Source organism: Chitinophaga sp. 22308, assembly GCF_052045305.1.
Lineage (GTDB): Bacteria > Bacteroidota > Bacteroidia > Chitinophagales > Chitinophagaceae > Chitinophaga > Chitinophaga varians_A.
The window spans coordinates 364,965-379,995 of the sequence record NZ_JBQEOP010000001.1 but is presented as its reverse complement, the minus strand read 5'-3'; the positions used below and the strand labels follow the sequence as shown (position 1 = coordinate 379,995).

The following is a 15,031-nucleotide window of genomic DNA, read 5'->3' as shown; positions in this document are numbered from 1 at the left end:
CAAAGATGATCCCAAAAATCAAAAAATCCCTACATGCTATATGTTGATGCCGAATTTATCGCCCCACTCCTGCGCTTTTTCATAGCCGGCGTCTGCGTGGCGGAAGATGCCCATCGCTGGGTCATTGAATAGCACACGGCTCAGACAGGCCGCTGCGCGGTCTGTTCCGTCGGCCAATACGACCATGCCGGCGTGCTGGGAATACCCCATGCCTACGCCGCCGCCGTGGTGGAAAGACACCCAGGTAGCGCCACCGCCTGTATTGGACATCAGGTTGAGCAGCGTCCAGTCGCTGACAGCATCGGAGCCATCTTTCATGGATTCTGTTTCACGGTTAGGGGAAGCCACAGATCCACAGTCGAGATGATCGCGGCCAATAACGATCGGTGCTTTCACTTTGCCTGTTCTTACCAGTTCATTGAAGATAAGGCCTGCTTTTTCTCTTTCTCCTAAGCCGAGCCAGCAAATGCGGGCGGGCAGTCCCTGGAAGGCCACTTTTTCCTGTGCTTGTTTCAGCCAGTTGATCAGGTGGGTATTTTCCGGGAAAGCTTCCATCAGTGCGCGGTCGGTGGTATAGATATCTTCCGGGTCTCCGGAGAGGGCTACCCAGCGGAAGGGGCCTTTGCCTTCGCAGAAAAGCGGACGTATATACGCCGGCGTGAAACCGGGAAAGTTGAACGCGTTCGGTTCTCCGCCTTCCCTGGCGAATTCGCGGAGGTTGTTGCCGTAGTCGAAAGTGACAGCGCCTTTCTGTTGCATCTCCAGCATAAAGCCAACGTGGCGGGCCATGCTTTTGAGCGACAGCTCGCGGTAGCGGGCAGGGTTTTTCTTACGTAGTTCCAGCGCGGCTTCCAGCGTCATGCCATTGGGAACGTAACCGTTGATAGGGTCGTGTGCGGAAGTCTGGTCGGTGAGCATATCAGGGATGATATTGTCTTTGAGCAGGCGTTCCAGCATATCGCCGGCATCGCTGACGAGGCCGATGGACAGCGGTTCTCCTTTAGCCATGGCTTCTTTGGCCCATGCCACGGCCTCTTCATAGGAGTGGGTCATGCGATCGATGTAGCGGGTATCGATACGTTTCTGAATGCGGGTAGGATCGATATCAGCAGCCAGCATTACGCCGCCGGCCATAGTGGCTGCCAGTGGCTGGGCGCCACCCATACCGCCGATACCGGCAGTAACGATCAGTTTACCCGCCAGGTTGCCGTTGAAGTGCTGACGGCCGCATTCCATAAAGGTTTCGTAGGTACCCTGAAGAATACCTTGTGTGCCGATATAGATCCAGCTGCCGGCGGTCATCTGTCCGTACATCATGAGGCCTTTGGACCGCAGTTCATTGAAATGCTCCCAGGTGGCCCATTTGGGCACGAGGTTACTATTGGCCAGCATTACGCGGGGTGCCTGCGGATGGGTGCGCACGATGCCTACCGGTTTGCCCGACTGTACCAGCAGGGAATGGTCTTCATCCAATTCCAGTAAGGTTTTGATAATTTTCTCCAGTGCTTCGCGGTTGCGTGCGGCCTGGCCAATACCGCCGTACACCACCAGTTCATCGGGGTTTTCGGCTACTTCAGCGTCGAGGTTGTTGAGCAGCATGCGCAGCGGTGCTTCCGTCTGCCAGGATTTAGCATGCAGCTGTGCGCCACGGGGCGCTTTGTAGTGCGGATGTGCCGCATATTGTTTAATAAAGTCCAAACTGGTCATGGTAGATGCCATTTAAAGGTAATTGATGTTGTGCGGCTGCTTCATTGGCTACGCGCACAAGAGACTGGTCCGTGATGATTTGGTGTAATGCTTCAATATCGTAAGCGAAGATGCGGTCTTTATCTGCGAAAGTCACTTTCTGCCTGGCGTAGCGGTGTACTGCTTCCAGGATGGGACCGGATTTGAGCGGCCGGCGGAAATCCACTGCCTGTGCGGCATAGAGCAGTTCAATAGCGAGGATGTATTCCAGGTTGCCGATCACCTGGTTGAGTTTACGGCCACTGATAGAGCCCATAGACACATGATCTTCCTGTCCGAGGGAGGTAGGCACGCTATCGGCGCTGGCAGGGAAACAGAGGGTTTTGTTTTCTGTTACCAGGGCGGCGGTGGTGTATTGCGGTATCATAAACCCGGAGTTCAGGCCGGCGTCTTCGATGAGCAGTTTAGGCAGGCCGTATCTTCCTTCGATCATCATGTAGCTGCGCCTGTCGGAGATATTGCCCAGTTCTGCTGCCGCTACGGTGGCGTAGTCCAGTGGCAGCGCCATGGGCTGACCGTGGAAGTTGCCGCCGCTGATAGTGTCAGTATCGCTGAAAATGATCGGGTTGTCTGTCACCGCGTTGAGCTCAATAGTAGTGAGCTCCAGCAGGTGCAGCCATGCTGTGCGGGAAGCGCCGTGTACCTGTGGCATACAGCGGAGGGAGTATGGATCTTGTACGCGGCCACAGTCCACATGTGAAGCCATGATCTCGGAGTTGTCGAGCATGGTTTTGAGGCGGTGCGCTACCAGCTGGTTGCCTGGGAAAGGCCTGATAGCGTGCAGGCGCGGGTCGAAAGGTTTGTGGGTGCCCATGAGGCCTTCGAGGGAGAGCGCGCCGATGATGTCTGCCGCTTCCAGTGCGTTGTACAGGCGTTGCACTGCTTTTACCGCGAAAGAGAGGATGAACTGGGTGCCGTTGATCAGTGCCAGTCCTTCTTTAGGGCCAAGCACCACCGGTTGTATACCTTCCTGTTGCAGTACTGCTTCCATGGTGGTCACCTGCCCCTTGTACCATACTTTTCCGAGGCCAATCAAAGGCAGGAAGAGGTGCGACAGCGGGGCCAGGTCGCCGGATGCGCCTACAGAGCCTTTTTCAGGCACCAGTGGCGTCACATGGTTTTCGATATGCCAGATAATACGTTCCAGGGTGGAGAGCGCTGCGCCGGAGTAACCCTGTGCCAATGCATGCACTTTTGTGATGAGCATGATGCGTGCGATCTCTTCAGGGATGGGATTGCCCACGCCTACGCTGTGGCTTTGCAGGATATTGTACTGCAGCGCACGGGTGTCTTCTTCTGAAATTTTGGTATCGCAGAGTGGGCCGAAGCCGGTGTTGATACCGTACACGGTTGTGTGCCGCGATACGATCTGTTGCACGTATCCGTTGCTGGTATTGACTTTGGTGATGACTTCCGGTGTGAGGACGCCCTTTATTCTGCCTGCGGCAATGTCGAGCACCACGCCTACCGTCAGCTGGTCGATACCGTATTTAAAAATAACACTCATGGTTAGTTGATTTATGGATAAAGATTGCTGGTGTATGATTAGTCGTTCTTTTGGATGGATTTGATCACTCTTTCCGAGAGCGGTTGTTGCTGCACCGCTTGTTCCACCTGGGCTATCGCAGCCAGCAGCTGCTGGCTTTGTTTGTTTTCCGTGACCAGTTCCTCCATGGCTGTGGAAATAGCCTGCCAGATGGGTTGTATCTGTTGCAGCATGTCTGCCCCCTTTTTGGTGAAGGCAACGAGCTGCCGGCGGCCGTCGTCCTTACAGGGCGTGGTTTTGAGCAGTCCTTTTTTGCGCAGGTTGGTCACCATCTGGCTGACGGCTGAATGGGAGATCTCGAGCTGTGCAGCGATATCGATGATAGGCATCGGTTGCTGTCCGGAGAGCAGGTAGAATACCGGAAACCAGCTGGCGTCGAAGGGAATGCCAGCCTGTTCATATACCTTATTTACTTCCGCGAGGAAGTATTCGCTGAGCCGGCGCAGGCGGCTGCCGAAGACCAGATACCCGAGTGAAGGATAAAAACTCATATTCAATTACGAATTACGGATTACGAATGACGAATTGGGAATCCGTTATGTCAACCTAAATTATATAAGCACTTATATATCTATCCTAAAAAAGATGATAAACATGCGGTGAGCGGTTATTGGTAGTCATCCGCGGTTATCATCGACCTAAGCTAATTATAACAGTATGCTATATATTGAGATCGTCAAGGAACAAATTATATAAGCACTTATACAATATTATGAAAAAATAACCAGGCGCCAAGGGATGGCGGGAATTTTTTCAACATATCAGCCACAGGCCTGGCCTGGGAAGGGAATCCGTGCCCGGGCCGGTGGTAGATGTATTGAAAGGGAAGCTGTTTTTTGGTACAGTCTTCCTTTCCCGTGGTCTTATTTGGACTTTGCCTGGTCTTCTCTCAGACGTTTCATATCAAACCAAACGGGGGAATCATCTTCCACATCGCCGTTATAGTTGATAAAGAGCTCTTCTCCCTTTTTGATATCGCGGCGGGTAATGATGCTCATGGTTTCGGCATCAAAATCCATCTCGTACTCGCAGTTGGGATTATAGTCGTGGTTGTAGATGGAACAGAAGCCCAATGCAATGCAGGAGCGGGTTTCACGCACTCCCCACAGGAAAATATAGTTATGGAGCTTCGTTTTGTCGACAATCTCCGTATCGTCGTAAGAGAGGACCAGCACGGGCGACGTTTCGATCCTGGTACCGGCGGGTATCCGTTCCTTGGTATATACGCCGCGGCCTTTTCCCTTAGACTTATCAATGTACAAGTATGGCTTTATCATAGCACTTATTCAAATAAAAGAAGGCGTAAAGTAAAGTTAAAGGAAGAAGTTATCAAAATCATGTTGAAAAATTTTAGGTTTGCGGCCCGAATAATTTTCTTTTATGGTGCCGGTGGTTACTTTTACCCGATGCTAACTGTAAGTTTATGATCAATTACAACCCGAAGGACTGGTTTACCTTTATTTTCCGTATTCACAAAGCGGACACGGTGCGGAAGCTCTTTCCCATGTTTATAGCTTTGGCCATTTATTCTGCTATTGTAGCCTGGCTGGAGATATCCGTCTTCAAGCTGGCGTCCAACAGTGAAGTCAAGAACATATCCCTGATGCACAATCTGCTGGGGTTTGTAATATCCCTGTTGCTGGTATTCCGGACCAATACTGCCTATGACCGCTGGTGGGAAGGCCGCCGCCAGTGGGGCTCTCTGGTGAACAGCAGCCGCAACCTGGCCATTAAACTGCATGCCATGCTGCCGGCCGGCAACACTGAAGCACGGGCATTCTTCCGGGTTATGATCCCCAACTATGCCTTCGGCCTAAAAAACCATCTGCGGAAAATATACAAGGCTGAAGAGATAGAAGCCCTGCCCGAAGGCCAGGCCCCGCTGGACCCTTCCAAACACATTCCTAACCAACTGGCCGTGCGGATCATGCAGAAAGTGTCAGACCTGCAACGGGAGGGACAGCTGACCGGCGAACAATTGATCGTCCTCAACAGCGAGTTACAGACCTTCACCGAAGTATGCGGCGCGTGCGAACGTATCCAAAGCACCCCTATCCCATTCAGTTACAGCGTATTCATCAAAAAATTCATCTTCTTCTATATTATGACCATGCCTTTCGGGTATGTGTTCAGCCTGGGGTACCTCATTATCCCCATGGTAGTATTCATCTTTTTTGTACTGGCCAGCCTTGAGCTGATCGCGGAAGAAATTGAGGACCCGTTTGGCTTTGATGCCAACGACCTGCCTACCGACACTATTTCCAATAATATCCGCAAACACATCGGAGAATTATTATAGTGATAACCCCGGAGGCGTTTTATTTTAACTTATTTTCGCGCATAGAGTCAAATTAGTACATGGAAAATGAAGCATTACTGGAGAAATTCAGCACACTGAAGAAAGAAAAAAACTATCGCGAGCTCTCGGTGTACCTGGACGACCAGTTAATTACGGATATAGCAGAACTGATCCATGAAGATCCCGATAATGCGGGCATCATCATCCATCAACTGTCGATCAGCAGAGCGGCGGCAGCTTTCCGTATCCTGGACTTCCCCTTGCAGGAAGATGTGATCCGGGCCCTGCCCCCTGCCAAGATCGCAGAGCTGATGAACGAACTGCCGGCCGATGACCGTACCGCCTTCCTGGAAGAACTGCCCAGTGAAGCGGTAAAGGAGCTGATTAAACTGCTGGACCCTGAAGAGCGCAGGATCACCCTTTCTCTGCTGGGCTATCCGGACAACAGCGTAGGGCGTATCATGACGCCCGACTATATCGCCGTCAGGGAAGAGTGGACCGTGAAACAGGTGCTGGACTATATCCGGGAGCATGGCAAAGACAGTGAAACCATTGACGTTATATATGTGATCGATGAGCGGGGCCACCTGCTGGACGACTTCCGTATCCGCGAATTCCTGCTGGTAGCCACCGATACAGTGGTACATACCCTGATGGACGACCGCTTCGTTTCCCTCCGTGCCAACGACGACCAGGAAGAAGCAGTCCAGGTGTTCCGCATGGAAAACCGTGTGGCACTGCCTGTAGTAGACGATAACGGCATCCTGCTGGGCATCGTGACCATCGACGATATCCTGTGGATCGCCAACGAAGAACATACCGAAAACATCCAGAAAATCGGTGGTACCGAAGCTTTGGACGAGCCCTACCTCGATATGCCGCTGCTGAAGCTGGTTAAAAAACGTGTAGGCTGGCTCGTGGTACTGTTCATCGGCGAGATGCTGACAGCAACAGCCATGGGCTTCTTTGAAGACGAAATAGCCAAAGCCGTGGTACTGGCGCTGTTTGTGCCCCTGATCATTTCCAGCGGTGGCAACAGCGGTTCCCAGGCCTCCACCCTGATCATACAGGCCATGGCGCTCGGCGAAATCAGTATCAATGACTGGTGGCGCGTGATGCGGCGCGAGATCATCTCCGGCCTGCTGTTGGGCAGCGTGCTGGGATTCATCGGTTTCATCCGCATCCTGCTCTGGAACAGCCTTTTCCACACCTACGGCGAACATACCGTGCTGATTGGCACCACTGTAGGCTTTTCCCTCGTAGGCGTAGTATTATGGGGGACCCTCTCCGGTTCCATGCTGCCTATTCTCCTGAAGAAAGCCGGCGCCGACCCAGCCACGTCTTCCGCCCCGTTTGTGGCCACACTGGTGGACGTGACAGGGCTGCTGATTTATTTCTCCGTGGCTTATACATTGATGAAAGGTATTTTATTATAGTCCCTGGGCTGAAGCTCGGAGGTACGATATTCAAAAAGCCGGCTGAAACAGCCGGCTTTTTGGTTTCGAAGAAAAAGTCTTTTGAGACGAGTATTAGTAGCAGTCTTCTGTCAGCGTAGTCCCTGCTGACGTTTTATGAACAATAAACAGCCAGTTATATTCATCTTCCCCGATGGCCGCCATATGCGGTTTGGCCCGCAGCCCACGCAGCGCCGGTACCAGCGTATTACTGTGGCCGATGACCAGGATACGTTTTCCCCAGTCGCCATGCCGCGTAATTTCATAAATCAACGATTCCCCGGTGGTATCTGCCTGATAAAAGCAGGTGTCCAAATGTTGTTTGATCCGCAGGCTGTCGGCCGTCTGGATACAGCGGCGGTAGGGCGTCAGGTAAATCTTGTCGAGACGGGCATTTTTCAGCCGTTCATATAAAAGGCCGGCGCGTTGGAAACCTTCCGGTGTGAGGGTGGTATCCACGCCTCCGGGATAACGTTCCGCATGGCGGACGAGGTAGAACGTACCTGTCAGAAAAGTAGTGTCTTCCGATACTGGTACCGGTTGCCGTACCGGCGCCTTGGGTTTACAGGCCGCCAGTATGCAGAGACAAAATATGATGGGCAGTAAGCGCATATGCAGGATAGTGAAAGACAGCCAACCGGCGTCTATCCAAAATTTGCAGCAATTTATGATTAAACCGTTACATTTATCACCCAACAAAATACTGAACCGCTATGACAAAATGGGTATTGCCCGCCATTATTTTTTTATCAGCCAACAGTCTCTATGCCCAACAACCAGGGCCCCTTACGGTAGAAAAAATTATGCGCGATCCTAAGTGGATAGGCACCTCCCCCGATAATATTTTCTGGGGGACCGACAACCAGACCGTTTATTTCAGCTGGAACCCGGACCAGCAGCTGTCTGACTCCCTCTATGCCGCCGGTATCAAAAACCATACGCCGGTAAAAACGCCGGCCGCAGACCGCGGCCTGCTGGCAGCCAGGGCTAGAGGCAGCTACAATACAGATAAAACCCTGCTTACCTATGGTTACCAGGGAGATATATACCTGATGGAGATAAAGTCCGGCAAAACCATTCGCATTACCCAGACCACCGCTGCAGAAACCAACCCTGTCTTCAGTTTCGGCGGGCAGCAGGTAGTGTACACGCAGAACCAGGACCTCTTTGCCTGGAACAGGTCCACCGGCGTTACCACCCAGCTCACCAACTTCACCAGTGGCGAGAAACCACCGGCAGAAAAGAGTGATCTCGAAAAAGGCAATGACCAGGAGAAATACCTGAAAGCACAACAGCTTGAGCTGCTGGCCGTCATCCGTGACAAAAAAGCAAAAAAGGACGCCGCCATCGCTTTCAATAAACAAAACGAAGCCAAACCACTGCGTAAACTATACCTCGGCGATAAAAAGCTGGATGGCGCGCAGATAAGCCCTGACGGCCGTTATGTCACCTATCAGCTGTATAAGGAAGCAGGCGGTAAAAATACCATCGTTCCGGAATTTGTCACCGCTTCCGGTTTTACTACGGATATCCATTCCCGTGATAAAGTAGGCGGACCGCAGGCAGCGGTTGACTGCTACCTTTACGACCGCGAAAAAGACACCGTATTGCCGGTAGTGGTAACAGACCTGCCAGGCATCAGGGACCTGCCGGACTACAGCAAAGACTATCCCCGCAGGGACAGCGCCAAAGTGCGCGGCGTGCTTGTCAATGCACCGTTATGGTCAGACAGGGGCACACATGTTATTGCAGATATACGTTCCCTTGACAACAAAGACCGCTGGATCGTACTGATTGATCCGGCTACCGGAAAAGTAAAATCACTGAACCGGCAACGTGACGAAGCCTGGATCGGCGGTCCCGGCATCAGCGGATGGCAGATCAACACCAGCCTGGGCTGGACCGATGAAAACACCTGCTGGTACCAGTCAGAAGCCACCGGGTATTCCCACCTGTACACCACACAGGTAGCGACAGGTCAGACAGAACAACTGACCAAAGGCAGTTATGAAGTACAGGACGTTTATCTGTCCAACGATAAAAAACATTTTTACATCTCCACCAACGAAGTGCATCCCGGCGAAAAACAATTTTATCGTATAGCCGTTAACGGTGGAAAGGCAGAACGCATCACCACCATGGAAGGAGCGAATGAAGTGAGCATTTCACCGGATGAAAGATGGATCGCTTACCGTTATTCCTATTCCACCAAACCGTGGGAGTTGTACATCCAGCCCAACAGCCCGGGCAGCAAGCCGGTGCAGGTCACCAATATGGCGCAGTCGGCCGAGTTTAAATCCTATCCCTGGCGCGACCCGCAGGTGATCACTTTTACAGCGCGTGACAATCAGCCTATCTATGCCCGGTTGTATACGCCGGACCCCGCGAAGCGAAACGGCGCTGCCGTTATCTTTGTGCATGGCGCAGGTTATCTGCAGAATGCGCACAAGTGGTGGAGCAGCTATTTCCGTGAATACATGTTCCACAATCTGCTGACAGACAAGGGCTATACCGTGCTGGACGTGGACTACCGCGGCAGTGCCGGCTACGGCCGTAACTGGCGCACCGGTATTTACCGCTATATGGGCGGCAAAGACCTGGACGATGAAGTGGACGCCGCCAAATATCTGGCAGAGAAATTGCAGGTGGACGCCAGCCGCATTGGAATTTATGGTGGCAGCTATGGAGGCTTTATGACGCTGATGGCGATGTTCACCAAACCAGGCGTCTTTGCTGCCGGTGCCGCTTTACGCTCTGTTACTGACTGGGCGCATTACAATCACGGCTATACAAGCAATATCCTGAATGAACCATTCACCGACAGTATTGCCTATCGCCGCTCTTCTCCCATTTATTTTGCAGAAGGACTGAAAGGCAAACTGCTGATGTGTCATGGTATGGTAGATACCAACGTACATTTCCAGGATATCGTGAGACTGACACAACGACTGATAGAGCTGGGAAAAGACAACTGGGAACTGGCCGCGTACCCCGTGGAAGACCACGGATTTACAACTCCCAGCAGTTGGACCGATGAATACAAAAGAATCTTACATTTGTTTGATAATACGTTATTGAAATAACCACACAGGATGTACTAATACATACATCCTATGTAATTCATAAGAGGGAATATAGTGAACGATGGTCCGGATATTAACATTCGGTTAATCGCGCACAATATTCCCTTTTTTCATTTTATTTTCATTTTGCGGGAATGCACGTTATGTGAAAAACGCACGCGTATAAACCATATCTTATATTATATTTTATTAACATCAACTGATGTTATTTTAACAATTAATGCGATATTGCATGAACACCCTCATTAAAAAACACTCTTAAACACATGTGTGGAATTGTAGCTTACATCGGGCATAGAGAAGCATACCCGGTAGTATTGAAAGGCCTTAAAAGACTGGAATACCGCGGTTACGACAGTGCTGGCGTAGCCATCATCAATGGCGGACTGCGGGTATACAAAAAGAAAGATAAAGTTGCTGCGCTGGAAGAGTATGCGTCCAGCTACGACATGCGTAGCTCCATCGCCATCGGGCATACCCGGTGGGCGACGCATGGCGAGCCCTGTGACCGCAACGCGCACCCCCACGTTTCCAGTGACGGCAAACTGTCAATGGTACATAACGGCATCATCGAGAACTATGTACAACTGAAACAGGAACTGGTCAAACAGGGCCATGTTTTCCAGAGCGATACCGATACAGAAGTACTGCTGCACTTTATCGAGGAAATCAAAAAGCAGAACCAGTGCCCCCTGGAAGAAGCGCTGCGCATAGCCCTGAAAAGAGTAGTAGGCGCTTATGTGATCGTACTGATCGACGAAGATAACCCGGACACGCTGATAGCTGCACGCAAAGGCAGTCCGCTGGTGATCGGCGTAGGCAAAGGCGAACATTTTCTCGCCTCGGACGCCTCCCCCATCGTGGAATACACCAAAGAGGTAGTATATGTCAACGATTATGAAATTGCCATCATTAAAGCTGATGAGCTGATCCTCAAAAATATCTCCAACGAAAGACAAACACCTTATATACAAAAGCTGGACATTGAGCTGGCAGCCATTGAGAAAGGCGGCTTTGCCCACTTCATGCTGAAAGAAATATTTGAGCAGCCGCAAACTATCTTTGACAGTTTACGCGGCCGTCTCGATGCGAAAAAAGGCACCCTCACCATGGGCGGCATCCGTGAATATGCTGAAACACTGAGCAACGCCAAACGTATCATCATCGTTGCCTGCGGCACCTCCTGGCATGCCGGCCTTGTAGCGGAATATATGATCGAAGAGTTATGCCGCATCCCCGTGGAAGTGGAATATGCCTCTGAGTTCCGCTACCGCAACCCGGTAGTAGGCCCCGGTGACGTGATCATCGCCATCTCCCAGTCCGGCGAAACAGCTGATACGCTGGTGGCCATTGAAGCGGCTAAAGAAAAAGGCGCCATTATCCTCGGCGTATGTAACGTAGTGGGCTCCTCCATCGCCCGCCTGTCTCACGCCGGCGCCTATACGCACGCAGGCCCTGAAATCGGCGTGGCCAGCACCAAAGCCTTCACGGCGCAACTGGCGGTACTGTGCCTCGTAGGCCTGAAAATAGCCGCAGAGAAAGGTTCCGTTACCCCGCAGCGTTTCCAGCATCTGCTCGATGAACTGGACCAGGTCCCTGAAAAAGTAGCGACCGCCCTGAAACTGGACGACCAGGTACAGCAGATCGCCGCCAAATACAAGGATGCCCGCGACTTTCTCTATCTGGGCCGTGGTTACAATTTCCCGGTAGCACTCGAAGGCGCGCTCAAACTGAAAGAAATATCCTACATCCATGCGGAAGGTTATCCCGCTGCGGAAATGAAACATGGCCCTATTGCACTGGTAGACGAAAACCTGCCTGTGGTGATCGTGGCCACCAAAGACAGCTACTACGAAAAGATCGTATCCAACATACAGGAAATTAAAGCCCGCAAAGGTAAAGTGATAGCGGTTGTGACGGAAGGCGACCACATCATTCCGCCCATGGCTGATGACGTTATTTTTGTACCTTCAGCAGATGAACTCGTTGCACCTATTGTCTCCGTTATCCCCCTGCAACTGCTCGCCTATCACATCGGCGTCATGAAAGGGTTTGACGTAGACAAACCGAGAAACCTGGCGAAGAGTGTGACTGTTGAATAACTTAGATCTTATCCATGAACAATATCAAAAAGAAACCACTATCCGAACTGGGGTACAATTTTATTGAGTCCCCGCTACCCAAGGGAAAAGACGAATACTACCTGCGTAATGAACAATGGAGCCGGCAGGGCGAATACAGAAGATTGCTGGCGCATGAGGTGGAATCCCTCGTGCGCAATGATAACAGTTCAGACGACTGGAACAATATTTTTGTGTCCAACGAATTTAATCCGCAGCTGGTGCAGCACTGCCATTTCTTTGGCATGGTGCGCATCGGTAAACTGGAACCATATTACCTCGAGTTCCATAACCTCCGGCTGCCGGTAGGACTGTACAACAGCACCATCTGCGCCTGCGACTTCGGTGACAACGTGGTGGTACATAATGTCAATTACCTCTCTCATTATATCCTGGGCAACGAAGTAATTGTTGCCAATGTCAACGAGATGGCCACTACCGACTATGCCAAGTTTGGGAACGGCATTTTAAAAGAAGGTGAATCAGAGAGCGGCCGTATACAACTGGAGCTCTGCAACGAAAACGGCGGTCGCAGCGTGATGCCCTTCGACGGCATGCTGCCCGGCGACGCCTACCTCTGGACACGCTCCCGTGACGACCAGCAGCTGCAACAACAGTTCAAGGCCTTCACCGAAAAACAGTTCGATAAACGCCGCGGTTACTATGGCATGGTAGGCGATCGTTGCGTGATCAAAAACTGTAAGATCATTAAAGACGTGACCATCGGTACCGATGCCTACCTTAAAGGCGCCAACAAGCTGAAAAACCTTACCATCAACAGTAACAGCGAAGCTGCTTCCCAGATCGGGGAAGGGTGCGAACTGGTGAATGGCATCATCGGCTATGGCTGCCGCGTGTTCTACGGTGTAAAAGCCGTGCGTTTTGTGATGGCCTCCCATTCACAACTGAAATACGGCGCCCGCCTGATCAACTCATACCTCGGCAATAATGCGACCATCTCCTGCTGCGAAGTGCTCAACTCCCTGATATTTCCCGCACATGAACAACATCATAACAACTCGTTCCTCTGTGCCGCGCTTGTCATGGGCCAAAGCAATATGGCCGCCGGCGCCACCATCGGGTCTAACCACAACTCCCGCGGCGCTGACGGTGAAATAATCGCCGGCAGAGGGTTCTGGCCGGGGCTGTGCGTAAGCCTGAAACACAATTCCAAATTCGCCAGCTTCACGCTCATCTCCAAGGGCAATTATATGTCTGAACTGCATATCAATATCCCTTTCTGCCTGGTGCTGAACGATGAGCATGACAACCGGCTGAAGATCATGCCCGGCTATTGGTTTATGCACAACATGTACGCCATTGCCCGCAATTCCTGGAAGTATGTGGACCGCGACAAACGCACCGATAAAACCCAGCTGATAGAATACGATTACCTCGCACCTGACTCTGTAGAAGAAATGTTCCAGGGGCTGGCCATCATGGAAGCTGCCGTGGGCAAGGCCTGGTACGCACTGCCAGAGAACACGCCTAAAAAGGAACTAACGGATAAGGACCTACGTAAAAGAGGGAAAGAGCTGTTACTGCAGCAACCCGAGGAAGTTGCCCGTTTGACGGTACTGGCCGGCGGTATGGAAAACAGCTCCCGCCAGGTGCAGCTGCTGAAAGTACACAAAGCCTACGCCCTCTTCCGCGAACTGATCGTTTTCTATGGCATGAAAAATATCATTGCCGCCAACAAACCGTCATTCCTCGCTTTGCAGGCCGCCGTCAAAACAGCCAAACGCGGCGAATGGCACAACATCGGCGGACAATTGATGAAAGCGGAAACTGTCAACCTGCTCAAACAAAAAATCCGGAAAAACAAAATCGCCAGCTGGCCGCAGCTGCACGAACAGTACATCGAGATTGGTAAAGAATATGCTTCCGATAAACTACAGCACGCCGTTGCCAGCATGCTGGAAATAAAAGAAGTACCTTTGAAAAACTTTACCCCTGCATTACTCGCAGAATGGCTGGAAGACTCAACCCGTACGATGGAATGGATAGCACACAACATCCGCCATTCAAGGGAAAAAGATTATAAAAACCCTTTCCGCCAACTGGCCTACGAAAACGCCAGCGAGATGAACGTAGTGGTAGGCAGCCTCGAAGACAATGCCTTCATCAACGAGACATTGAATGAACTGGGCGAATATAAAAACCGGGTCAGAAAAATCATCAATGAATGGGAACTGTAGAAAAAACCAGATGCGGCTGGAGCCTCAAAGATCAATTGTATAAAGACTATCATGACCATGAATGGGGAACGCCCAATCATGACGATCAGCACCTGTTTGAAATGCTTTGCCTCGAAGGCGCACAAGCCGGCCTTAGCTGGTATACTGTGCTGACCAAAAGAGAAAACTACCGCAAAGCTTTTGATAACTGGGATGCGAAAAAAATAGCCAGGTACGATGATAAAAAAATCTCCAAACTGCTGGAAAACGAAGGGATCATCCGCAACAAACTGAAGGTCAACGCCGTGGTTACCAATGCCAAAGCCTTCCTGGCCGTGCAAAAGGAATTCGGCACTTTCGACAAGTATATCTGGTCTTTTGTCAATCACAAACCCATTGTCAATAATTTTAAATCACTACAGGAAGTACCGGCTAAAACCGCCATCTCCGACGCTATGAGCAAGGACCTGCTGAAACGCGGGTTCAAGTTCGTAGGGTCTACTATCTGTTACGCCTATATGCAGGCCACAGGCATGGTGAATGATCATATAGCAGACTGCTATAAAAGATCAAAGGGATAAACTTCCGTAGAACACATTGTGAAAG

The 15,031-nt window shown here is 51.2% G+C and carries 11 protein-coding genes; 6 read left to right on the top strand and 5 right to left on the bottom strand.

Annotated elements, in window-relative coordinates; translation table 11 throughout:
* Nucleotides 1–36: 36 nt before the first annotated feature.
* The 4 genes from hutU to ACTJJS_RS01550 all read right to left on the bottom strand — a co-directional run bounded on the left by hutU (nucleotide 37) and on the right by ACTJJS_RS01550 (nucleotide 4,569).
* Nucleotides 37–1,707 carry a urocanate hydratase gene (hutU, locus tag ACTJJS_RS01565; RefSeq protein WP_440662141.1) on the bottom strand — a complete coding sequence of 557 codons (1,671 nt, stop codon included), beginning with the start codon at nucleotides 1,705–1,707 and terminating at the stop codon, nucleotides 37–39.
* Nucleotides 1,685–3,253, bottom strand: a complete 1,569-nt coding sequence (gene hutH, locus ACTJJS_RS01560) for a histidine ammonia-lyase (protein ID WP_168869622.1) — start codon at nucleotides 3,251–3,253, stop codon at nucleotides 1,685–1,687. The genes hutU and hutH overlap by 23 nt, the downstream gene beginning before the upstream one ends.
* Nucleotides 3,254–3,291: 38 nt before the next feature.
* Nucleotides 3,292–3,783 carry a MarR family winged helix-turn-helix transcriptional regulator gene (locus ACTJJS_RS01555; RefSeq protein WP_168869623.1) on the bottom strand — a complete coding sequence of 164 codons (492 nt, stop codon included), beginning with the start codon at nucleotides 3,781–3,783 and terminating at the stop codon, nucleotides 3,292–3,294.
* 372 nt (nucleotides 3,784–4,155) lie between these two features.
* Nucleotides 4,156–4,569, bottom strand: a complete 414-nt coding sequence (locus ACTJJS_RS01550; RefSeq protein ID WP_440662140.1) for an SET domain-containing protein — start codon at nucleotides 4,567–4,569, stop codon at nucleotides 4,156–4,158.
* Between the two features lie 146 nt (nucleotides 4,570–4,715).
* On the opposite strand from ACTJJS_RS01550, the gene ACTJJS_RS01545 reads away from it, so the two are divergent.
* Together ACTJJS_RS01545 and mgtE are read left to right on the top strand one after the other, a co-directional pair.
* Entirely contained in the window at nucleotides 4,716–5,591 is an 876-nt protein-coding gene (locus tag ACTJJS_RS01545) for a bestrophin family protein (protein ID WP_440662139.1), read from the top strand.
* A gap of 59 nt (nucleotides 5,592–5,650) precedes the next feature.
* Nucleotides 5,651–7,027: a magnesium transporter gene (gene mgtE / locus ACTJJS_RS01540; RefSeq protein WP_168869626.1), complete on the top strand. Its 1,377-nt coding sequence runs from the start codon at nucleotides 5,651–5,653 to the stop codon at nucleotides 7,025–7,027.
* A 93-nt stretch (nucleotides 7,028–7,120) separates the two neighbouring features.
* Here mgtE and ACTJJS_RS01535 read toward each other — a convergent pair whose 3' ends face one another.
* Nucleotides 7,121–7,657, bottom strand: coding sequence for a histidine phosphatase family protein (locus tag ACTJJS_RS01535; protein WP_440662138.1), 537 nt, complete (start codon nucleotides 7,655–7,657; stop codon nucleotides 7,121–7,123).
* A 101-nt stretch (nucleotides 7,658–7,758) separates the two neighbouring features.
* Between ACTJJS_RS01535 and ACTJJS_RS01530 the strand changes: the two genes are divergently transcribed.
* The 4 genes from ACTJJS_RS01530 (at nucleotide 7,759) to ACTJJS_RS01515 (ending at nucleotide 15,006) form a co-directional block, all read left to right on the top strand.
* Nucleotides 7,759–10,128 (top strand): prolyl oligopeptidase family serine peptidase, encoded by a 2,370-nt coding sequence (locus tag ACTJJS_RS01530; protein WP_440662137.1) that lies wholly within the window; start codon nucleotides 7,759–7,761, stop codon nucleotides 10,126–10,128.
* Nucleotides 10,129–10,394: 266 nt separating this feature from the next.
* Entirely contained in the window at nucleotides 10,395–12,230 is a 1,836-nt protein-coding gene (glmS, locus tag ACTJJS_RS01525) for a glutamine--fructose-6-phosphate transaminase (isomerizing) (RefSeq protein ID WP_440662136.1), read from the top strand.
* A gap of 14 nt (nucleotides 12,231–12,244) precedes the next feature.
* Nucleotides 12,245–14,446, top strand: coding sequence for a DUF4954 family protein (locus ACTJJS_RS01520; protein ID WP_440662135.1), 2,202 nt, complete (start codon nucleotides 12,245–12,247; stop codon nucleotides 14,444–14,446).
* On the top strand, nucleotides 14,434–15,006 hold the full coding sequence (locus ACTJJS_RS01515; protein WP_168869631.1) for a DNA-3-methyladenine glycosylase I: 573 nt from the start codon (nucleotides 14,434–14,436) through the stop codon (nucleotides 15,004–15,006). Before ACTJJS_RS01520 ends, ACTJJS_RS01515 begins: the two co-directional genes overlap by 13 nt.
* Nucleotides 15,007–15,031: the final 25 nt, after the last annotated feature.